The sequence below is a fragment of the Kitasatospora sp. NBC_00070 genome, assembly GCF_045041205.1.
In the GTDB taxonomy this organism is placed as follows: Bacteria; Actinomycetota; Actinomycetes; order Streptomycetales; family Streptomycetaceae; genus Kitasatospora.
The window spans coordinates 1,675,718-1,696,798 of record NZ_CP108247.1 but is presented as its reverse complement, the minus strand read 5'-3'; the positions used below and the strand labels follow the sequence as shown (position 1 = coordinate 1,696,798).

The 21,081-nt window shown below is 73.7% G+C and carries 17 protein-coding genes; 11 read left to right on the top strand and 6 right to left on the bottom strand.

Annotated features, from left to right (window positions below; all coding sequences use genetic code 11):
• Position 1: 1 nt before the first annotated feature.
• On the bottom strand, positions 2-1,387 hold the full coding sequence (locus OHV05_RS07855) for a phytoene desaturase family protein (RefSeq protein ID WP_405017004.1): 1,386 nt from the start codon (positions 1,385-1,387) through the stop codon (positions 2-4).
• A gap of 144 nt (positions 1,388-1,531) precedes the next feature.
• Between OHV05_RS07855 and OHV05_RS07850 the strand changes: the two genes are divergently transcribed.
• Complete coding sequence (locus tag OHV05_RS07850) at positions 1,532-2,416, top strand: sigma-70 family RNA polymerase sigma factor (protein ID WP_405017003.1); 885 nt, start codon at positions 1,532-1,534, stop codon at positions 2,414-2,416.
• A gap of 7 nt (positions 2,417-2,423) precedes the next feature.
• On the opposite strand, the gene OHV05_RS07845 is transcribed toward OHV05_RS07850, so the two are convergent.
• Positions 2,424-3,056: a DUF4126 domain-containing protein gene (locus tag OHV05_RS07845; protein ID WP_405017002.1), complete on the bottom strand. Its 633-nt coding sequence runs from the start codon at positions 3,054-3,056 to the stop codon at positions 2,424-2,426.
• A 558-nt stretch (positions 3,057-3,614) separates the two neighbouring features.
• On the opposite strand from OHV05_RS07845, the gene OHV05_RS07840 reads away from it, so the two are divergent.
• The 3 genes from OHV05_RS07840 to OHV05_RS07830 all read left to right on the top strand — a co-directional run bounded on the left by OHV05_RS07840 (position 3,615) and on the right by OHV05_RS07830 (position 5,593).
• Positions 3,615-4,118 (top strand): SAV_6107 family HEPN domain-containing protein, encoded by a 504-nt coding sequence (locus OHV05_RS07840; protein WP_405017001.1) that lies wholly within the window; start codon positions 3,615-3,617, stop codon positions 4,116-4,118.
• 70 nt (positions 4,119-4,188) lie between these two features.
• Entirely contained in the window at positions 4,189-4,941 is a 753-nt protein-coding gene (locus OHV05_RS07835; RefSeq protein WP_403038398.1) for a methyltransferase domain-containing protein, read from the top strand.
• Between the two features lie 268 nt (positions 4,942-5,209).
• Positions 5,210-5,593, top strand: coding sequence for a DUF3040 domain-containing protein (locus OHV05_RS07830; RefSeq protein ID WP_403038396.1), 384 nt, complete (start codon positions 5,210-5,212; stop codon positions 5,591-5,593).
• Positions 5,594-5,674: 81 nt separating this feature from the next.
• Here the strand turns inward: OHV05_RS07830 and OHV05_RS07825 are convergent, their stop codons facing one another.
• The 4 genes from OHV05_RS07825 to OHV05_RS07810 form a co-directional block, all read right to left on the bottom strand.
• On the bottom strand, positions 5,675-8,071 hold the full coding sequence (locus tag OHV05_RS07825; protein WP_405017000.1) for a DUF3488 and DUF4129 domain-containing transglutaminase family protein: 2,397 nt from the start codon (positions 8,069-8,071) through the stop codon (positions 5,675-5,677).
• Positions 8,072-8,108: 37 nt separating this feature from the next.
• Positions 8,109-9,431, bottom strand: coding sequence for a DUF58 domain-containing protein (locus OHV05_RS07820; RefSeq protein ID WP_405016999.1), 1,323 nt, complete (start codon positions 9,429-9,431; stop codon positions 8,109-8,111).
• 1 nt (position 9,432) lies between these two features.
• A complete protein-coding gene (locus OHV05_RS07815) occupies positions 9,433-10,425 on the bottom strand; it encodes an AAA family ATPase (RefSeq protein WP_405016998.1) in 993 nt (330 codons plus the stop codon).
• Positions 10,426-10,655: 230 nt separating this feature from the next.
• Positions 10,656-11,189 (bottom strand): beta-class carbonic anhydrase, encoded by a 534-nt coding sequence (locus OHV05_RS07810; RefSeq protein ID WP_403038385.1) that lies wholly within the window; start codon positions 11,187-11,189, stop codon positions 10,656-10,658.
• A 611-nt stretch (positions 11,190-11,800) separates the two neighbouring features.
• On the opposite strand from OHV05_RS07810, the gene rsmH reads away from it, so the two are divergent.
• From rsmH to murD, 7 genes are all read left to right on the top strand, one after another.
• A complete protein-coding gene (rsmH, locus tag OHV05_RS07805) occupies positions 11,801-12,772 on the top strand; it encodes a 16S rRNA (cytosine(1402)-N(4))-methyltransferase RsmH (protein WP_405016997.1) in 972 nt (323 codons plus the stop codon).
• A 39-nt stretch (positions 12,773-12,811) separates the two neighbouring features.
• A complete protein-coding gene (locus tag OHV05_RS07800; protein ID WP_405016996.1) occupies positions 12,812-13,387 on the top strand; it encodes a septum formation initiator family protein in 576 nt (191 codons plus the stop codon).
• Entirely contained in the window at positions 13,384-15,471 is a 2,088-nt protein-coding gene (locus OHV05_RS07795; RefSeq protein ID WP_405016995.1) for a penicillin-binding transpeptidase domain-containing protein, read from the top strand. The genes OHV05_RS07800 and OHV05_RS07795 overlap by 4 nt, the downstream gene beginning before the upstream one ends.
• Positions 15,472-15,614: 143 nt before the next feature.
• Positions 15,615-17,171: a UDP-N-acetylmuramoyl-L-alanyl-D-glutamate--2,6-diaminopimelate ligase gene (locus OHV05_RS07790; RefSeq protein WP_405016994.1), complete on the top strand. Its 1,557-nt coding sequence runs from the start codon at positions 15,615-15,617 to the stop codon at positions 17,169-17,171.
• The gene (gene murF, locus OHV05_RS07785; protein WP_405016993.1) at positions 17,168-18,568 is read left to right on the top strand and encodes a UDP-N-acetylmuramoyl-tripeptide--D-alanyl-D-alanine ligase; all 1,401 of its coding nucleotides are present in this window, start codon (positions 17,168-17,170) and stop codon (positions 18,566-18,568) included. Before OHV05_RS07790 ends, murF begins: the two co-directional genes overlap by 4 nt.
• Positions 18,565-19,626 (top strand): phospho-N-acetylmuramoyl-pentapeptide-transferase, encoded by a 1,062-nt coding sequence (gene mraY, locus OHV05_RS07780; RefSeq protein WP_403038368.1) that lies wholly within the window; start codon positions 18,565-18,567, stop codon positions 19,624-19,626. The genes murF and mraY overlap by 4 nt, the downstream gene beginning before the upstream one ends.
• Positions 19,623-21,044 (top strand): UDP-N-acetylmuramoyl-L-alanine--D-glutamate ligase, encoded by a 1,422-nt coding sequence (gene murD / locus OHV05_RS07775; protein WP_405016992.1) that lies wholly within the window; start codon positions 19,623-19,625, stop codon positions 21,042-21,044. Before mraY ends, murD begins: the two co-directional genes overlap by 4 nt.
• Positions 21,045-21,081 lie beyond the last annotated feature (37 nt).

The following is a 21,081-nucleotide window of genomic DNA, read 5'->3' as shown; positions in this document are numbered from 1 at the left end:
GTCAGGCCGGGCCGATCAGGCCCGCCACGATCGAGGCCGACATCCCGGCGCGGGCCAGCCCGCCGCCGGGGTGGGCGGCCGCGCCGATCCGGTACAGCCCGGCGGGCCCGGCCGCGTTCGGCGGGCTGAGGAAGCTGCCGCCCATACCGGCCAGCGAGGGCAGCGGCTGGGGGCGCCCGGGGGCGAGCGATTCGCTCCGGACGACCCGGTCGCGCAGGTCGAGGCCGGCCGCGGCGAGGTGGTCGAGCAGGTGGCCGGGGTAGTCCGCGGGGGCCGGGCCCGGCGGGACGGTGACGGTCAGGGTGACCGCCTCGTGGCCCTCGGGCGCGAGCGCCGGGTCGTCCGGCCGGTGCACCTGGACGGTCGGCTGGCGGGGGTACTCGGCGGCATCGAAGAGCGTGCCGAGCTCGGCGGCGGTGTCCCGGGCGTGCACCACGGTGCGGACGGCGGTGCCCGGTGGACGCTCGCCGCGCAGCGCGAGCAGCACGGTCAGCCGGGCCGGTCCCGGGCGGCCGCCCGCGGTGTCCTCGGGGCGGGCGGACAGCACGGCGTCGGCCTCGAAGCGGTGGTCACCGGCGGCCACGCCGGTGACCCGGTCGTCGGCGGTGAGCAGTTCGGTGACGGCGGTGCCGAAGTGGAACTCCACCCCGCGCAGCTCGCACCGGCGGTACACCGCGTCGGCCAGCGCGCGCATCCCGCCGCCGACGTACCAGACGCCGAAGGACTGCTCCATGTACGCCAGCACGGTCGCCCCGGCCGGCGCGGTGCGCGGGTCGAGCCCGTAGCGCAGCGCGTACTCGTACAGCAGCGCCGTCGGGCCGGCGCCGCCGAGCTCGCCGGCCGCCACCGCGGCCAGCGTGTGCGGGGCCGGCCGGCGCAGCCGGGCCAGGCCGCGGCGGGGGGCGGTGGGGTAGGGATCGGTGTGCAGCGGGGCCGGGTCGGCGGGGAGCGGTTCCTCCAGCAGCGGACGGCGGGTGGCCTCCCAGACCGTCCGGGCCCGGTTCATCACCTCGCTCCAGCGCTCGCCGGTGCCGGGGCCGAAGGCGGTGTCCAGGCTCTGCGCGACGCCACCCCGGGAGGCGTTCGGCAGCAGCAGGTCGGTGCCGTCCGGGAACAGGTGGCGGCTCTCCGGCTCGACCGGGGCGAGCGCGACCAGCTGCTCCAGCGGCTCCTTGCCGGTCTTCAGCGCGAGGTCGCGGTAGACGGCGGGCAGCGCCAGCAGGGTCGGCCCGGTGTCGAAGGCGAACCCGTCGCGCTCGTACCGGCCGACCTCCCCGCCGTACGTCGGCCCGGCCTCACAGACCGTCACCCGGTGCCCCAGGGTGGCCAGCCGTGCGGCGGCGGCCAAACCGCTCATTCCAGCGCCGATGATGACGATCCGTGCCATGGGGCAAGATCCTATGCGGTCGCCGGGGCCCGGTCGGGCGGGTGGTCGGGACCGGCGAAAACCACCCTCCTGCGGCTTTCATTGTCATATCGTCGGCCGAGTGGTCGCACAGTACCGACGGATCCCGACGAGCGGATGTGACCGATGAGCGACCTGGACCGGCTGGCCGAGCGGTTCGAGGCGGAGCGCGCCCAACTCAGGGCGGTGGCCTACCGGATGCTGGGCTCGGCGAGCGAGGCCGAGGACGCCGTGCAGGAGGCCTGGTTCCGCCTGGGGCGGTCCGACGTCACGGAGGTGCGGAACCTGCCGGCCTGGCTGACCACCGTGGTCGGCCGGGTCTGCCTGGACCAGCTGCGCACCCGCAGGTCCCGGCGGGAGGACGCGCTGGAGTGCCACGTGCCGGACCCGGTGGTCGGCGAGCTGGGCGTGCCGGACCCGGAGCAGCAGGCGCTGCTGGCCGACTCGGTCGGGCCGGCGATGCTGGTGGTGCTGGACACCCTGCCGCCCGCCGAGCGGGTGGCGTTCGTGCTGCACGACATGTTCGCGGTGCCGTTCGAGGCGATCGCCCCGATCGTCGACCGGGAGCTTGCCGCCACCCGGCAGCTGGCGAGCCGGGCCCGACGTCGGGTGCAGGGCGCGGCCGTCCCGGAGGCCGACCTCGGGCGACAGCGGGTGGTGGTGGAGGCGTTCCTGGCCGCCTCCCGGGCCGGGGACTTCGAGTCGCTGCTCGCGGTGCTCGACCCGGATGTGGTGCTCCGCGCCGACACCGGCGCGGTCGGCCTGGCGGGTGCGTCCAGGCTGATCCGCGGGGCGCACGCGGTGGCGGGCCAGGCGCTGATGTTCTCCGCGATGGCTCCGTACTCCCGGCCGGCGCTGGTCAACGGCGCGGTCGGCCTGGTCGGCGTGCCGGCGGACCGGGCCCACTCGGTGATGGGCGTGACGGTCCGGGACGGCCGGATCACCGAGATCAACCTGCTGGTCGACCCCGACCGGCTGGCCGGGATCGACGTGTCCTTCCTGACCGGCTGAGACCCCGTCAGTACGGCACCCGGGTCGCCCCGCCGCCGCCCGCCCCGGGTGCCGCGACGCGGTCCGCCTTCCGTTCCCGGCGGCGGACCAGGAAGCGGCGGATCCGGGAGACCGCGAACCACACCAGCAGGGCGCCGACCAGCATCAGCACGGCGGCCACCGAGGCGGCCAGCCACGGGTGGAAGATCGCCAGGGTGATCAGCCCGGCCACCGAGAGGTCCTCGGTGAGGCTGGCCACGATGTTGCTGGCGGGCTCGGGCGAGGTGTTGATCGCCATCCGGAGCGAGGCCTTGATGCCGTGGCTGACCAGGGCGGTGGTGCCGCCCACCGCCCCGGCCGCCACCTCGCCGAGCGAGCCCGGGTCCTGGCCGGCCAGCAGCGCACCGATGGTGGCACCGGCGACCGGCCGGATCACGGTGTGGATCACGTCCCAGACCGAGTCCACGTACGGGATCTTGTCGGCCACCGCCTCGCAGAGGAAGAGCACGGCGGCGGCGATCAGCACGTCGGTGCGCTCCAGCGTCGGCGGCACCGAGTCGGCGCCGCCGAACCGGCCCAGCAGCCCGAGCAGCAGCACCACCGCGTACGCGTTGACGCCACTCGCCCAGCCGCTGGTGAAGACCAACGGGACGACGCTCATCCGTTCCCCCTCCGTGGACCCTGTCGAGGGTCTGCCGATGTCCGGGGATCACGGTATCCGCCGACTCTCCCCCGGCGGGTCAGGACGCCCGCGGGGGCCGGGGTGGTTCCGGGGCGCGGAAAGCTGAGTACGGATACTCAGATCATCACTTGAGTACTCCAGCGGATGGCCCCCGACCTGCGGGAACGGCAGAGTGGTGGCCACCCGGGACGACGGACCGTCAACTCCGCTCCCGGCAGCGGCCCGACCCGCCCACGGACTGTGGGGGACCGGGGGGCACCTCGGGCCGCGACACCGAAGCCGGACACCGGCCACGGACCGCCGACACGGGGCGGCGGACCGGGGCCACGGGGGGAATGTCCGGCGGCGGGGAGCACGGGGGAACGCGGGGGGACCGCGGGTGGAGGCGCCTCCGCCGGGCAGGCACCGACGGGGGTCGGCGGCCGGCCCGGTGGAGGCGCCTCGGCACGTGGGCCGCCGGATTGTCAGTGCCGCCGTACACGATGGAGGGGCTCGGGTCAGCCGGCCCGGGTCACCCGCTGTGGACCGGGGGATCGCATGACCATCAGTCAGCCCGAGACCGCCCCACTGCTGCCCGCACCCGCCCGCCCGATCCGGGGCGCCGACATCCACCCGGTCCCGCGCCGGGCCACCGCCCCGCCCGCCGCACTGGACCTGCTCCGGCACGCCGAGCTGACGCTGATCCAGTCCCGCCAGTACGAGGACCCGCTCCAGCGCTACGCCACCGCGCACCTCGCCGCACTGCGCACCACCGCCGCCGTGCTGGCCGTCCGGGGGCGCCCGGAGAAGCGCACCCGGCGGCGGCAGGCGATCCGCAGCGCCTGGGACGTGCTGCCCGAGGTGGCGCCCGAGCTGGCCGAGTGGGCCGCCTACTTCGCCGCCGGGGCCCGCCGCCGGGCCGCCGCCGAGGCGGGCATCCGGCACGCGGCCACCGCCCGCGACGCGGACGACCTGATCCGGAACACGGCCCTCTACCTCCGCCTGGTCCAGCGCCTGCTCGACCTGCACCCCGAGCAGCCGCTGCCGCTCGACGCCAGCTGAGCCAGGGCCCCCGGAGGGCCTATGGTGGTGGCGTTCAGTGACAACACCGCTGTGGTGAGGAGCCTCCACCGTGTACCCGACCCGTCCTCGCAGTGCCCTGCGTACCGCCGTGGTGTGGGAGGTGGTGCGAGCGGCTCTGGAGCAGCGGGCCGGGCAGCTGGGCCGGCCCGTGCTGGAGGTGCTCGACACCGGCGGCGGCACGGGCAACTTCGCCGTGCCCGTGGCCAGGCTCGGCCACCGGGTGACGGTGGTCGACCCCAGCCCGGACGCGCTGTTCGCGCTGGAGCGCCGGGCCGCCGAGGCCGGGGTGACCGAGCTGGTCCGGGCGGTCCAGGGCGACACCCAGACCCTGCCGGAGCTGGTCGAGCCCGGCACGGTGGACGCGGTGCTCTGCCACGGCGTGCTGGAGATGGTGGACGACCCCGCCGAGTCGCTCCGCAGCCTGGCCGGGACGCTGGCCAAGGGCGGCGTGGTCAGCCTGCTGGCCGCGAACCGCAACGGCGCCGTGCTGGCCCGCGCGCTGGCGGGCCACTTCACCGATGCCAGGGCCGTCCTGGACGCGGCCGACGGCCGCTGGGGCCCGCAGGACCCGATGCCCCGCCGGTTCAGCGTCGAGGAGCTCGGCGAGCTGGCCGTGGCGGCCGGTCTCGCGGTCACCTCGGTGCACGGCGTCCGGGTCTTCGCCGACCTGGTCCCCGGCGTCCTGGTGGACACCGAGCCGGGCGCGATGGAGGCACTGCTGAAGCTGGAGCAGGCCGCCGCTGAGCAGCCCGCGTTCCACGCCGTGGCCACCCAGCTGCACGTTCTGGCCGAACTGGTCTGACCGGCCCGGCCCGCTCACCCGGCCCGGTCCAGGTCGTTCCGACGATCCGGGCACTTGTCGGGACGCTCCCGCGTTGGTCCCCTGCGGGTCGGTGAACGAACGTGGCCGGAGCCACGGACGCGTGACCATCCCGATCCGGCCGCTCGGACCGTATGATCTGGGTAAAGCCGGAAAGCATGACAGCCAGGCGCATGGGGCATATGGACGACACAGGCCCAGCCAGGGGTGGCGGACCGGTCGCCCCGCGACCGACGAGTAGGAGGACTCCGTGCCGCTCTCGGAGCACGAGCAGCGACTGCTCGAGCAGATGGAGCGAGCGCTGTACGCCGAAGATCCCAAGTTCGCGTCAGCGCTTGAGGGAACCGGGCTGCGCACCTACACCCGTCGGAGGGTCTACCAGGCCGCCGCAGGGTTCGTGGTGGGTATCGCTCTCCTGATGGGCGGCATGGTCGCCCAGCAAATCTGGGTGAGCGTCGTCGGGTTCCTGGTGATGCTGGGCTGCGCGGTCCTCGCCGTTACCGGCTGGAAGCGTGGTCCGGCCGGGCAGGGAGCGGGACCGAAGGCGTCCCCTGCTCCGCGCCGCAAGGCCGGTGTGATGGACCGGATGGAGCAACGCTGGCAACGCCGTCGGGACGAACACGACGGAGTGTGAGCCGGCCGGAAGTACGGAGCTGGTGAGGGCGGGCAGTCGGGTCGACTGCCCGCCCTCAGCCATCCCAGGACCGGGGCCCGGTCAGGAGCCCTTCCGGCGCAGCAGCCCGGCCAGCCGCCGGACCGGCGCGAAGACCCGGCCGACCCCGGCCCGGACCGCGTCCTGGACGGACAGCAGCCGGTCGGCGAGCCGCCACCGCAGCCGCGCGGCGGAGGCGGGCAGCAGGACCGCCCTGGCCCGGCCACGCCGTCCGGCGGCGGCCCGCAGGCCCTCGGTGGCGGTCCGGACGTCCGGACCGAGCGGCAGCTCCGGGGCGGCGGTCCGCGCGTACAGCACCCGTTCGGTGGCCAGCGCCACCCGGCCGGCCGCGGCGGTGGCCGGGGCGTCCAGCCGGCCGGCCTCGGCGATCCGGTGCGCGGTGCCGCGCGGGGTCCGCGAGTCGTCCGGCGGGATGCCCAGGTCCCAGGCGGTGTCCAGCAGTTCCTCCCAGGCGGCCAGCACCTGCTGGTCCGTCAGCTCCGGGGAGCCGGCCAGATGGCGGCCGCCGCCCAGCCGACGGCGGCGTTGGCCGATCCGCCAGAGCATCGGGGTGGCCAGCAGGGCCAGCACCACCAGGATCGCCAGCAGCCCGGTCAGCGCGGGCCAGCTCAGCCACCAGGGCAGCGGCTCGGCGGCCTGGTACACGGCGGCGTTCTCGTCCGCGCAGGCGTCCTGGCGCTGCTGCGCCCCGGTGCAGGTGCTGCTGGCACTGGGTGCGGCGGAGGCGCCGGTGCCGGCCGAGGCACTGGGCTGGGCGGTCGGGGCGGTGGTCGGCTGGGTGACCTTCTCCGAGGTGTAGCCGGGGCTGCTGCCCCGGGTCGGGGTCGGCTCGAACCGCAGCCAGCCGGAGCCGGGGAAGTACAGCTCCGGCCAGGCGTGGTAGTCCTGGCTGCGCACGATGAAGTTGCCGCGGCCCTGGTCGGAGCCGGGGGCGAAACCGATCGCGACCCGGGCCGGGATGCCCAGCGAGCGGGCCATCGCGGCCATGGTGGCGGCGAAGTGCACGCAGAAGCCGGTCTTGTTCTGCAGGAACGTGGTGATCGCCTCGTTCCCGGTGCCCGCGTTCGGCGTCAGGCTGTAGGTGAACTCGTTCGAGGTGAACCAGGTCTGCAGGGCCACCGCCTGGTCGTACGGGTTGTTCTTGCCCGCGACCACCCGGCGGGCGGTCTCGGCGACCACCGGCGGCAGGGTCTCCGGCAGTGCGGTGTACCGCTTGGCGAAGTCGGTCGGGGCCGGTCCGGCGTTCCGCAGCTGGGCCGGGCCCGGTTCGACCCCCAGGCTGGTCACGTCGTAGGCGAGGCCGTCGCTCTTCTGGCCCCGGTCGCCGACCACCGAGCGGGTGCTCGGCTCGTACCGCCAGTCGCCCCGGACGCTGACCGAGGAGGCCGGGTAGGGCATCGGCAGCCACTCGGTGCTGAGCTTGTCGGAGATCTTGACCGAGGTCTGGAACTGCTCGGCCGAGACGTCCTGGCCGAGCCCCTGGGGGGCCGGCATCGGGTTCGGGATCGGCTGCAGGTGCTGCTCGGAGAACTTCCACTGCACACCGTCGAAGCTGTCCAGCGCGCCGATCCGCAGGTAGAGCTGGTTGCCCTGCGGGGAGTCGGTGGAGTAGCGGAGCATCTCCACGTTGTCCCGCCGGTTCAGGTTGGCCGTCAGGGCCACCACCGGGTTGAGCGAGGTGACCTGGCGGCCGGTGCCGTTGCCGAGCCCGTCGCCGTTGCCCCGGTCGATCAGGCCGAGGTCGGTGTACGGCACCAGCAGCGGCAGCGCCACGGCGACCGCCAGCGCCAGCAGGCCGATCCGGTGGCCGCTCTGGGAGAGGCCGCCGGAGCCGTCCTGCGAGCTGCCGTGGAAGACCCGGCCCCAGCGGGACAGCCGGTCCTGGCCCTCGGCGTTGAGCAGCAGCAGGTAGCCCAGCGCGGCCAGCAGGAACCAGAGCCAGGCGGCGTCCGGGGCACCGATGCCGGTACCGACCGAGTACAGGGTGAGCAGCGGCAGCCCGGCCAGCGCGGCCTTGCGGAAGGTGACCGCGAGGGCGTCCACCAGGACGGCGATCAGGGTCACCGAGCCGACCAGGATCAGCGTGATGCCGTCGGAGTCGGGGGCCGGGATGGTGTACTGCTGGACGTCCTTGGCGCCGGCGGCGATCAGGGTGCCGACGGCGTCCAGCGCGCGCGGCCCGGGCAGCACCGCGAAGTCCATCGCGGACTGCACGGTCAGCAGGAGCAGCACGTAGAGGGCGGCCAGCAGTTGGAGCACGGCCTGCAGGGCGCGGGCCACCGAGAGCCGGCGCAGGGCGGCCCCGGCCGCGCCGACGGCGGCGATCATGACGAACGCCTCGCCGACCCAGCCGCTCGGCCGCACCAGCGGGATCAGACAGAGCGTCACCAGCGTGGTGGCCAGCGCCGAGTAGAGCGTCAACTTCGCCCGGGTGGTCACGTGCGGGGCTCCTCGGGGCGGGTGGTGCGGAAGCTGGTCATGAGCCGACCCCGTTCCGGTACGGGGCCGGGCCCGCGGTGCGCTCGGCCAGGCGCCAGAGGGCGGGGACGGAGTCGCCGGCCCGGGCGGGCAGGACGGTCCAGCCGGCCTCGCGCAGCCGGCGGACCTGGTCGGTGGCGTCCTCGTCGGGCGCGTCCGGCAGGAGGTGCCGGAGCCCGGCCCAGGTGGCGGTGTCGAGCAGGATGGCGACGGCGCCGCCCGCGCGGCGGCGCAGCCGGCCCAGCCGGGCCACCTGCTCGTCGTCCAGCGAGCCGAGGATCGCCACGATGACGCCCTCACCGCCGAGCCGGAGCACCTCCTCGGCGCGGGCCAGCCCGCCGCCGTCGGACTGCTCGACCACGGCCAGGCTGTCCAGCAGCAGCCCGGCGGCCTCGCCGACCGAGGCGATCACGCCGCTCTCCGGGCCGGGCACGGCGAGGCCGGTGTCGGTCAGCAGCCTGGTGCGGTAGCCGCGCTCCATCAGGTGCACGCCGACCGAGGCCGCGCAGCTGACGGCCCATTCGAAGGAGGAGGCGGGGCCGCTGCCCCGGTGCCCGATCTCCCGGGTGTCCAGCAGGACGGTGGCGCGGGCCTTGAGCGGCTGCTCCTCCCGACGGACCATCAGCTCGCCGTACCTGGCGGTGGACTTCCAGTGCACCCGGCGCAGGTCGTCCCCGTGCCGGTACTCGCGCGGGATCACGTCGTCGTCCCCGGCCAGCGCCAGGGTGCGGGTGTTGGAGTCGCCGTGCCCGGACGCCTCGCCGGCCAGCCGGACCGCGGGCAGGACCTGCACCTGCGGCACCACGGTCAGCACGTCGGAGGCGGCGAACGACCTGGTCAGCTCGCACATCCCGAACGGGTCGGCGACCCGGAGCTGGAGCGGCCCGAGCGGGTAGCGCCCGCGCAGGTCGGAGCGGACCCGGTAGGAGACCTCGCGGAAGCCGCGCGGCTCGACCCGGTCCAGCACGAAGCGCGGGCGCGGCCCGAGCACGTACGGGACCTTGTCCTCCAGCAGCAGCAGGCCGGTGGGCACCCGGGAGACGTTGTCCAGGCGCAGGTGCACCCGGGCCTCCTGCCCGGCCGCCACCCGGTACGGGCTGAGCCGGCGGCCGCCCGCGACCCGGTAGCGGGTGCGGACCAGCAGGAAGGCGGCGGCCAGCGGCAGGGCGGCGAGCAGCACGCCGATCTGGAGCAGCGCGTCCTGCCCGAAGACGTAGGCGCAGAGCGCGGCGGTGCAGCCGGCGGCGAGGAAGGAGCGGCCCCGGGTGGTCAGCCCGCGCAGGCCGGTGCGCAGCCCGGCCGGACTGTCGGCCTGGGGCACCTCAGCCCCGTCCCTGCGGACGCGGGATCGGCAGCCGGGCCACCAGGTCGGTGACGATCTGCTCGGTGCTGCGGCGGCTCAGCTGGGTCTCGGCGGTGGCGATCAGACGGTGCGCCAGCACCGGGACGGCGAGCGCCTGGATGTCGTCCGGGAGCACGTACTCGCGTCCGTCCAGGGCGGCGGCGGCCCGGGCGGCCCGGACCAGGTGCAGGGTGGCGCGCGGCGAGGCGCCGAGGCGCAGCTCCTGGTGGTGCCGGGTGGCGCCGACCAGCTCGACCGCGTAGCGGCGGACGGTGTCGGCCACGTGCACGGTGCGGACCACCTCGACCAGCTTGAGGATGTCGTGGGCGTGCGCGACCGGGGTGATGTCGTCCAGCGGGTTGGCCCCGCCGTGGATGTCCAGCATCGCCAGCTCGGCCTCGGCGCTCGGGTAGCCGATCGAGATCCGGGCCATGAAGCGGTCGCGCTGGGCCTCGGGCAGCGGGTAGGTGCCCTCCATCTCGACCGGGTTCTGGGTGGCGATCACCATGAACGGCGAGGGCAGCTCGTAGCTGGTGCCGTCGATGGTGACCTGGCGCTCCTCCATCGACTCCAGCAGCGCGGACTGGGTCTTCGGCGAGGCCCGGTTGATCTCGTCGCCGACCACGATCTGGGCGAAGATCGCGCCCGGCCGGAACTCGAAGTCCCGACGGTTCTGGTCGAACACGTTGGTGCCGGTCACGTCGGACGGCAGCAGGTCGGGGGTGAACTGGATCCGCCGCACCGTGCAGTCCACCGACTTGGCGAGCGCCTTGGCCAGCATGGTCTTGCCGACGCCGGGCACGTCCTCCAGCAGCAGGTGACCCTCCGCCAGCAGGACGGTCAGCGCGATCCGGACGGCCTCGGGCTTGCCCTCGATGACACTCTCCACCGAGGCCCGGACCCGCTCGGCCACCGCGCCGAGCTCATGCAGGCCCGAACTGCCCGCGCCGGTCTGTCCGTTGTAGGTCGTCACCCGATTGCTCCCATGCCCCGAAAAATCACCTGGCCGCCACACTGCCGGGTCGGCCCGCAGGCGCATTCTTCCCTGTCAGGCGGCCTGTCGTCACCCGACCGGGCGACACGCGCCACACTGTCCCGGTTCGTCCGGGGACGCGACCGGCGGCGATCCGGTTCCCGGCCGGGATCCGGGCAGCAGAACGGGCCCGGACAACGCTGGCCGGGCCCTGCGGACGGAGCGGGGGGTCAGTGGATCTCGCGGAGCAGACCGGTGTGCACGTCGAAGACGAATCCGCGCACGTCGTCGCGGTGCGGGATGAACGGCGAGGTGCGGACCCGCTGCATCGACTGCCGGACGTCGCCGTCCAGGTCCACGAAGGACTCCACCGACCAGGTCGGCCGCTGGCCGACCTCCAGCTCCAGCTCCCGGCGGAAGTCCTCGGTCAGGCCGAGCAGGCCGCAGCCGGTGTGGTGGATCAGCGCGATCGAGCGGGTGCCCAGGGCGCGCTGGCTGATGGTCAGCGAACGGATGGTGTCGTCGGTGACCACCCCACCGGCGTTCCGGATCAGGTGGGCGTCGCCGAGCTCCAGGCCGAGCGCGGCGAACAGGTCGAGGCGGGCGTCCATACAGGCCACCACGGTGACCTTCTGGACCGGGCGGGCGTCCATCCCGCCGTCCCGGAAGGTCACCGCGTAGGCACGGTTGGCCTCGACGAAGCGGTCGATGATGGCGGGTTCGGCAGCGGCGTTCGGCGTGGGCCGGTCGGGAGTCACTGTCATGCGGAAGACGGTAATGGGATTTCGGTCGCCGTGGTGGGGCGGGGGGCACTGGTAGGGGTGGGTGTGACGCAGTGCATATCGGCCGTCCGGCCCGCCCGCCTGCTTCGCCCCGGTCTGTCCCGGCGCACGGTGGCACCCGTGCGCGGTACCGCCGACCGGGCGACGGGGCCGTCCGAACCGTCCCGACCTGCGGTGATTCATGACTCCAGCCGGGTGGTGCGCCGTCGCGGACGATTGACTGGGCAGGCCCGGGCGGTAGAGTTCGGCGCAGCGGAGCACGGGCCGTACGGTCCGTCAACTCCCCAGCCGGGCACGGCCGTACACAGCCCGTGGCCTCCTCCCGCTCCGTGCCACCTGGCGCACCTTCCCCGGTGCCGGGCGGCCACTCCTTCCCCAGGCGAGCGGGCGGGGACCACGGGCTGTGTCCGTCCTGAGGCCGCTCAGCTTTTGGCAGGGCGCTCAAGTTGCACTGTCCAGAGCCCCGAGCCCCTGACCGTAGAGGCCGAGCCATCTGCCAGAAGGTCGGTGTCGCCCGCGCGGCGGAGCCGCAGATCGGCGGAGCCCCGAGCCCCTGACCGTGGAGGGCTGGGGGATGGCTCAGAATGGTCGGCATGAGCACCGACAGTCCGGCCCCCAAGCACGTCCCGGTGATGCTCCAGCGCTGCGTTGATGCGCTGGCCCCGGCGATCACCGCCCCCGGTTCGGTGGTGGTGGACGCCACCCTGGGCCTCGGGGGGCACAGTGAGGCGCTGCTCACCCAGTTCCCCGAGGTGCGGCTGGTCGCGGTGGACCGCGACCCGGCGGCGCTGAAGCTCTCCGCCGAGCGGCTGGCCCGGTTCGGCGACCGGGCGACCCTGGTGCACGCGGTGTACGACGAGATCCCGCAGGTGCTGGAGGACCTGGGCATCCCGAAGGCGCAGGGCATCCTGTTCGACCTCGGGGTCTCCTCGATGCAGCTGGACGAGGCCGACCGGGGCTTCGCGTACGCGCAGGACGCGCCGCTGGACATGCGGATGGACCAGACCCGGGGCCTCAGCGCCGCCGAGGTGCTGAACACGTACACGCACGGTCAGCTGGCCCGGATCCTGAAGGTCTACGGTGAGGAGCGGTTCGCCGGGAAGATCGCCTCGGTGATCCTGCGGGAGCGCGAGAAGGAACCGTTCAGCAACAGCGCGCGTCTGGTCGATCTGGTGCGCAACGCCATTCCGGCCGCCACCCGGCGCACCGGTGGCAACCCGGCGAAGCGGACCTTCCAGGCACTGCGGATCGAGGTCAACGGCGAGCTGGAGGTGTTGGACCGGGCCATCCCCGGCGCGCTGGACTCGCTCGCGCTGGGCGGCCGGATCGTGGTGATGTCCTACCAGTCGCTGGAGGACCGGCTGGTGAAGCAGTACTTCGCCGCGGCGGCCACCAACACCGCACCGCCCGGCCTGCCGATCATCCCGGAGGAGCACCAGCCCTGGCTGAAGCTGCTGACCCGGGGTGCGGAGCTGGCCACCGAGCAGGAGATCGAGGAGAACCGGCGCGCCGCGCCCGTACGGCTGCGCGTGGCGGAGAGGATCAGGGAGCCCCGCGGTCAGTAGGACCGGCGGGGGAACGAGGACGGGCGAGGGAGAGACGCGGTGCCGGTGGCCGGTGGTGGCCCGACGGGTCGAACACAGCGGGAGCGCGGGGCGCTCCCCGGCCGGAGCGGTGGGGCGAGGATCACGGTACGGCCGGGGCGCGGGTCGGCCCGGGGCCGGACGCCGTTCGCGGTCCTGGTGGTGGCGCTGCTCTCGGGCGGGCTGTTCGGCCTGCTGATGCTGAACACCGCGCTGAACGAGGGCTCCTTCGAGCTCAGCCGGCTGGAGCGGCAGTCCACCGAGCTGACCGACCTTCAGCAGACCCTGCAGGCCCAGATCGACCAGCAGTCCGGTCCGGACGCGCTGGAGCGCAGGCTCCGCGAGCTGGGCATGGTGCCCGGCGGTGACCTGGCGTTCCTGGAGACCGCCGACGGTTCGGTCAAGGGCAAGCCGGCCCAGGCCCAGGACAGCCCGCCGGTGAAGCGCTCGGTCGAGGAGCTCTGGGTGCAGCCCAGCCCGAGCCCGCAGACCTCGCCGCCCGCCGCGCCGGGCGCGGACACCGGGGTGCAGATCGACCCGGCCTCGCCCGCCGCCCCGTCAGCTCCCGCCCCGTCCGCCGGAGGTACGCCGCGATGAGTACGCCCCGTCAGCCCCCGCGTGGCGGCTCCGGACCACGCCGGCCGGCCCGACCGCAGCCCGGCCGTCCGCAGTCCGCCCGACCGCAGCCGGGCCGGACGGCCCGGCCGGCCGAGCGGCCGCGGGCCCCGCGGCCGCGCACCGGTGAGCCGCCCCGCCGTCCGGCCGCCCGCCGCCCGCACCTCGCCCCGCCACCGGTGCGCACCATCAAGCTGGCCGACCAGCGTCGCCGGCTGCGGCTGGTCACGGTCGCGCTGGCCCTGGTGTTCTCGGTCTTCGCGGGCCGGCTGATCCAGCTTCAACTGCTCGACTCGGACGCGCTGGCCGCCTCCGCCGGGGCCCACAACTACGTGGACGCGGTCCTCTCCGCGGACCGGGGCTCGATAACGTCCTCGGACGGTGTCGCGCTGGCCACCACGGTGGACGCGTACGACATCACCGGCGACCCCACGCTGTACCCGGCCGAGAAGTCCCTGGTGCCGGACGCGCCGGAGCAGGCGGCCGCGCTGCTGGCCCCGATCCTGGACCGGACCAAGGAGCAGCTGGCCGCCGCGCTGCGCACCCCGAAGACCAAGTGGGTGATGCTGGCGCCCCGGCAGAGCCCGGAGACCAAGAAGCAGATCACCGACCTGAAGGCGACCCTGGCCAAGCAGGCCGACACCCCCGCCTGCCGGGCCCAGCGCAAGCTGGTCGGCAAGCCCGCGGACCAGGGCGGACGGCAGTACGTGGACAACGTCTGCGCCAACCCGCTGGTGGGGGTGATCAACCAGGACAGCAAGCGCCGGGTCTACCCGTCGGGCGGCCTGGCGGCCAACCTGCTCGGCTACGTGAACGTGGACGGCATCGGCACCGGCGGCCTGGAGAAGCAGTTCCAGGAGGAGCTGGCCGGCAAGCCGGGCAGGAGCACGTACGCCCAGGTGAACGGCCGGATGGTGCCGACCGCGGGCGGCAGTCAGCAGTCCCCGGTGGAGGGCACCGACCTGCGGCTGACCATCGACCGGGACATCCAGTGGGCGGCCCAGCGGGCGATCACCGACCAGGTGGCCAACGCCGGGGCGGAGAAGGGCTACGTGATCGTCCAGGACGTGAAGACCGGTCAGATCCTGGCGATGGCCGCGTCCCCGGGCTTCAACCCGAACGAACTGAGCAAGGCGAAGCCCGAGCAGCTCGGCAACGCGGCGGTCGGCGACGCCTTCGAGCCGGGCTCGACCGCGAAGCTGATGACCATGGCGGCGGTGCTGGACACCGGGACGGCCGCCTGGGACACCCATGTCACGGTGCCCAACACGCTGCAGCGCTCGGACCGGGTCTTCCACGACGACATCGACCACCCGACCTGGTACCTGACCCTGGCGGGCGTGCTGGCGAAGTCCTCCAACATCGGCACCATCCTGGCCGCCGAGCAGCTCGGCAAGAGCCAGCCGGAGGCCAACAAGGTGCTGGCCGACTACCTCGGCCGGTTCGGCATCGGGAAGCCGACCGGGCTCGGCTTCCCCGGCGAGACCAAGGGCATCCTGGCCAAGCCGGAGGACTGGAACGGCTCGCAGCAGTACACCATCCCGTTCGGTCAGGGCCTGTCGGTGAACGCGCTGCAGGCGGCCTCGGTGTTCTCCACCATCGCCAACGGGGGAGTCCGGGTGACGCCCGGTCTGCTGGCGGGCACCACCGGGCCGGACGGCAGGTACGTGCCGGCCGCGCCCGGCCAGGAGACCCGGGTGGTCAAGCCGGAGACCGCGAAGACCCTGACCGAGATGCTGGAGTCGGTGGTCTCGGACGAGCAGGGCACCGGCGCCAAGGCCAAGATCGAGGGCTACCGGGTGGCCGGGAAGACCGGCACGGCCAACCGGGTGGACCCGAAGACCGGCAAGTACAACGGCTACACCGCCTCCTTCATCGGCTTCGCCCCCGCCGAGCAGCCCCGGGTCACCGTCTCCTGCGTGATCCAGGACCCGAAGAACGGCCACTTCGGCGGCCAGCTCTGCGGGCCGGTGTTCAAGCAGGTGATGGAGTTCACCCTGAAGTCCCTGCGCGTCGCCCCCAGCGGCAGCGAGGCGCCCAACCTCCCCGTCGACTGGAAGCCCTGATGAACAGCCAGAGCCCCGCCCAGCCCGTGCCCGCTACCACCTCGCGTGGCGGTCCTGGGGAGATCCGGGACGGGTCCGGTGCAGATCCCGGGTCGGGGCCCGCGTTTGGCTCATCGGGGGGTGTGGCGGATAGCCTTCCGGCCGTGCCGAAACCCGATCAAATCTCCGCGAGCCCGCCCCGACCCACCGGCGTGCGGGCCACCCCGCTGGCCGAGGTGGCCCGTCTGCTCGGCCTGCCGCCGGTCGAGGGGGCGCCGGTCAGCGGCGTCACCCACGACTCCCGGGCGGTCCGGCCCGGCGACGTGTACGTCGCGTTCCCCGGGGCCAACCACCACGGCGCCAAGTTCGCCGCGCAGGCGGTGCGGCAGGGCGCGGTCGCGGTGCTGACCGACCCGGACGGCGCCGAGCAGGCCGCCGACTGCGGCGCCCCGCTGCTGGTGGTGGCGAGCCCGCGGGCCCGGATGGGCGAGCTGGCCGCCGAGGTCTACGGCCGGCCCAGCGCGGGTCTGCGGATGATCGGCCTGACCGGCACCAACGGGAAGACCACCACCGCGTACCTGGTCGAGGGCGGCCTGCAGGGCGCGGGACTGACCCCCGGCGTGATCGGCACCGTGGAGATGCGGGTCGGCACCGACCGGATCAAGAGCGAGCGGACCACCCCCGAGTCCACCGACCTGCACGCGATCCTCGCGGTGATGCGCGAGCGCGGCGCCGAGGCCGTGGTGATGGAGGTCTCCAGCCACGCGCTCAGCTACGGCCGGGTGGACGGCGTGGTCTACGACGTCGCGCTGTTCAACAACCTGACGCCGGAACACCTGGACTTCCACCCGGACATGGAGGACTACTTCCGGGCCAAGGCCAAGCTGTTCCAGCCCGACAAGGCCAGGCTCGGCGTGGTCAACCTGGACGACGCGTACGGCCGCCGGCTGGCCGCCGAGGCGCCGGTCCCGATGACCGGCTTCTCCGCCAAGGGCGACCCGGCCGCGCAGTGGCGGGCATCGAACGTCCAGCTCGGCCCGCTCGGCTCGACCTTCACCGTGGTCGGCCCCGACGGGCAGTCGGCCGAGGCGAGCGTGCCGCTGCCGGGCCCGTTCAACGTGGCCAACGCGCTCGGCGCGCTGACCGCGCTGGTCACCGCCGGGGTGCCGCTGGAGCAGGCGGTGGCCGGGGTGGCCGCCGTCCCCGGGGTGCCGGGCCGGCTGGAGCGGGTGGACGCCGGGCAGCCGTACGTGGCCGTGGTGGACTACGCGCACAAGCCGGACGCGCTGCAGGCCGTGCTGGAGTCGCTGCGCGAGGTCACCAAGGGCCGGCTGCACGTGGTGGTCGGCTGCGGCGGCGACCGCGACCCGTACAAGCGCGGACCGATGGGCGCGATCGCCGCCCGGCTGGCCGACACCGCCGTGCTGACCAGTGACAACCCGCGCTCCGAGGACGCGCTGGCGATCCTGGCCACCATGCTGACCGGCGCCACCGAGGTGCCCGAGGCCGAGCGCGGCGAGGTGCTGGTGGTGCCGGACCGGGCCGAGGCGATCGCCGACGCGGTGCGGCACGCGCACGCCGGGGACACCGTGCTGATCGCGGGCAAGGGCCATGAGTTGGGCCAGTACGTCCGGGGCGAGGTCCGTCCCTTCGACGACCGGCAGGTACTGCGCGAGGCCATCAAGCACCGTGTCAGCCGAGGAGTAGTGGAGCAGCCGTGATCGCACTGACCCTTGCCGAGGTGGCCGAGGCCGTCGGCGGCACCCTGCACAACGCCGACCCGGCCGCCCTGGTCACCGGCTCGGTGGAGCACGACTCCCGCAAGCTCACCGTGGGCTGCCTGTTCGTCGCGATCGTCGGCGAGCGGGTGGACGGGCACGACTTCGCCGGGCAGGCGGTCGCGGCCGGTTCGGTCGCCGTGCTGGCGACCCGTCAGCTCGACGTGCCCACCGTGCTGGTGGACGACGTGCAGCTGGCGCTCGGCCGGCTGGCCCGGGCCGTGGTCCGGCGGTCCGACGCCGAGGTGGTGGCGCTCACCGGCTCGGCCGGCAAGACCAGCACCAAGGACCTGATCGCCCAACTGCTGGCCCACCGGGGCGAGACGGTCTTCCCGCCCGGCTCGATGAACAACGAGATCGGCCACCCGATGACCGCGCTGCGGGTCGAGCCGACCACGAAGCACCTGGTGATGGAGATGGGCGCCCGGCACAAGGGCGACATCGACTACCTCACCGCGATCACCCCGCCCACCGTCGGCGTGGTGCTGAACATCGGCACCGCGCACCTCGGCGAGTTCGGCTCCAAGGCCGCGATCGCCGAGGCCAAGGGCGAGTTGGTGGAGGCGCTGACCAGCGACGGGATCGCGATCCTGAACGCCGACGACCCGCTGGTGAAGGCGATGGCCTCGCGCACCAAGGCCCGGGTGCTGTACTTCGGCGAGAGCCCGAACGCCGACGTCCGGGCCACCGGAGTTCGCCTGGACGACGCCGGACGGCCACAGTTCACGCTCACCACCCCGGCCGGTTCCGCACCGGTCCGGCTGCGCCTGTACGGTGAGCACCACGTTTCGAACGCCCTCGCCGCCGCTGCGGTGGCGGTGGCGCTCGGTATGTCCGTCGATGACACCGCCGCCGCGCTCGGCGAGGCGGAAGCGCTGTCCCGCTGGCGCATGGAGGTCGTCGAACGGGCCGACGGCGTCACCGTGGTCAACGACGCCTACAACGCGAACCCGGAGTCCATGCGGGCCGCGCTGCGGGCGCTGGTGTCGATGGGAGGCCGTGGTCCGGAGCGCCGCCGCACCTTCGCGGTGCTCGGCGAGATGCGGGAGCTCGGCGAGGACAGCCTCACCGAGCACGACGCCATCGGGCGGCTCGCGGTCCGACTGGACGTCACCAGGCTGGTGGCGGTCGGCGGACGCGACGCGGCCTGTATGGAACTGGGCGCGAGGAACGAAGGTTCGTGGGGTGAGGAGTCGGTGCTGGTGTCCGACGCGGACGCGGCGGTCGAGCTGCTGCGGGGTCAGCTGCGGCCAGGGGACGTGGTGTTGGTGAAGGCGTCCCGTTCGGTGGGCCTGGAGCGGGTGGCCGAGGCCCTGCTGGCTGATGGAGCCGCGAAGTGAAGCAGATTCTCTTCTCCGGGATGATCGGGCTGGTGCTCACGCTGCTCGGCACCCCGGCGCTGATCCGGCTGCTGGCGAAGCACGGCTACGGTCAGATGATCCGCGACGACGGTCCCAAGGCGCACGCCAGCAAGCGCGGTACGCCCACCATGGGCGGCATCGCCTTCATCCTGGCCACCCTGATCGCCTACGCGGCGACCAAGGTGATAACGGGTGAGAAGCCCACCGCCTCAGGTCTGTTGGTGCTCTTCCTGACCACCGGCCTGGGCCTGGTCGGCTTCCTGGACGACTACATCAAGGTGGTCAAGCAGCGGTCGCTCGGCCTGCGGGCCAAGGCCAAGCTGCTCGGCCAGTCGCTGGTCGGCCTGACCTTCGCGATCCTGTCGCTCCAGTTCAAGGACGAGGCGGGGCGCACCCCGGCCTCCACCAGTCTCTCCTTCGTCCAGGACTTCAGCTGGTCGATCGGCCCGGTGCTGTTCGTGATCTGGGCCTACTTCATGATCGCCGCGATGTCGAACGGCGTGAACCTCACCGACGGTCTGGACGGCCTGGCCACCGGTGCCTCGGTGATGGTCTTCGGCGCCTACGTCTTCATCGGCGTCTGGCAGTACGGCCAGACCTGCGCGGTCCAGGTCACCGCCACCGCCAGCTGCTACGACGTCCGGGACCCGCTGGACCTGGCGGTGGTCGCCTCGGCGCTGATGGGCTCCTGCTTCGGCTTCCTGTGGTGGAACACCTCACCCGCCAAGATCTTCATGGGTGACACCGGTTCGCTCGCCCTCGGCGGCGCGCTGGCCGGTCTGGCGATCTGCTCGCAGACCGAGCTGCTGCTCGCGCTGCTCGGCGGCCTGTTCGTGATCATCACACTCTCGGTGGTCATCCAGGTCGGCTCGTTCCGGCTGACCGGTAAGCGGGTCTTCAAGATGGCACCGCTCCAGCACCACTTCGAGCTCAAGGGCTGGAGCGAAGTGCTGATCGTGGTCCGGTTCTGGATCATCCAGGGCCTGTGCGTCGCGGTCGGCCTCGGCCTGTTCTACGCGGGCTGGGTGACCGGGTGACCGCCGCCGTCGACTTCGCCGGCCTGCCGGTCGTCGTCGCGGGGCTGGGCATCTCCGGTGTCTCGGCCGCCCGGGTGCTGCACGGCCTCGGCGCGCTGGTCACTGTGGTGGACGGCGGCGACGGCGCGGGCCTGCGGGCCCGGGCCGCCGAACTGGACGGCGTGGCCGTCCGGCTCGGCGACGGCGACACCCTGCCCGAGGGCACCCGACTGATCGTCACCTCGCCCGGCTGGCCGCCGGAGAGCCCGCTGTTCCTGGCCGCCGAGCGGGCCGGTGTACCGGTCTGGGGCGACGTCGAACTCGCCTGGCAGCTCCGCAGGCCGCTGCCGGGGACCGGTGAGCCGGCCCCCTGGCTGGCCGTCACCGGCACCAACGGCAAGACCACCACCGTCCAGATGCTCGCCTCGATCCTGACCGCGGCCGGCAAGCGCACCGCCGCCGTCGGCAACGTCGGCGTCTCGGTGCTGGACGCGGTGCTGGCCGAGCAGCCGTATGACGTGCTCGCGGTCGAGCTCTCCAGCTACCAGTTGCACTGGGCGCCCTCGCTGCGCCCGCACTCGGCCGCGGTGCTCAACCTGGCGCCGGACCACCTGGACTGGCACGGCTCGATGGCGGCGTACGCCGCCGACAAGGGCCGGATCTACCAGGGCAACCAGGTGGCCTGCGTGTACAACCTGGCGGACCCGGCCACCGAGGAACTGGTGATCGAGGCCGACGTCGAGGAGGGCTGCCGGGCGATCGGCTTCGGCCTCGGCGCTCCCGGCCCGTCCCAGTTCGGCGTGGTGGACGGCCTGTTGGTGGACCGCGCGTTCGTCCCGGACCGGCAGAAGAACGCCGCCGAGATCGGCGCGGTGGAGGACGTCACTCCGCCCGCCCCGCACAACATCGCCAACGCCCTGGCGGCGGCGGCGCTGGCCCGGGCGTACGGGGTGGACACCACGGCCGTCCGGGAGGGCCTGCGGGCGTTCCGCCCGGACGCGCACCGGATCGCCGAGGTCGCGGTGGTCGGCGAGGTCACCTGGATCGACGACTCCAAGGCCACCAACACCCATGCCGCGGCTGCCTCGTTGGCCGCGTACGAGTCGATCGTCTGGGTGGCCGGCGGCCTGGCCAAGGGCGCGACCTTCGACGAGCTGGTGCAGGGCGCGGCGGGGCGGCTGCGGGCCGCCGTGCTGATCGGTGCCGACCGGGAGCTGATCCGGGAGGCGCTGGCGCGACACGCCCCGGATGTTCCGGTGATCGAGGCCGCCCAGGGTGAGACTGGCGCGGTGGCGATGGCCGAGGTGGTCCGGGTGGCCGCCGGGCTCGCCCGACCGGGGGACACGGTCCTGCTGGCGCCGGCCTGTGCCTCGATGGACATGTTCACCAACTACGGCCAGCGCGGCGACTTCTTCGCCGAGGCGGTCCGGGCACTCTGAGGGCGCCGGCGGCACGGAACGACTACGGGGGAGCTGT

Coding starts and splice junctions, on each gene's coding strand:
- OHV05_RS07855 (WP_405017004.1), bottom strand. CDS start 1,387: ATGGCACGGATCGTCATCATCGGCGCTGGAATGAGCGGTTTGGCCGCC.
- OHV05_RS07795 (WP_405016995.1), top strand. CDS start 13,384: ATGAGTACGCCCCGTCAGCCCCCGCGTGGCGGCTCCGGACCACGCCGG.
- OHV05_RS07845 (WP_405017002.1), bottom strand. CDS start 3,056: ATGAGCGTCGTCCCGTTGGTCTTCACCAGCGGCTGGGCGAGTGGCGTC.
- OHV05_RS07810 (WP_403038385.1), bottom strand. CDS start 11,189: ATGACAGTGACTCCCGACCGGCCCACGCCGAACGCCGCTGCCGAACCC.
- OHV05_RS07840 (WP_405017001.1), top strand. CDS start 3,615: ATGACCATCAGTCAGCCCGAGACCGCCCCACTGCTGCCCGCACCCGCC.
- rsmH (WP_405016997.1), top strand. CDS start 11,801: ATGAGCACCGACAGTCCGGCCCCCAAGCACGTCCCGGTGATGCTCCAG.
- OHV05_RS07850 (WP_405017003.1), top strand. CDS start 1,532: ATGAGCGACCTGGACCGGCTGGCCGAGCGGTTCGAGGCGGAGCGCGCC.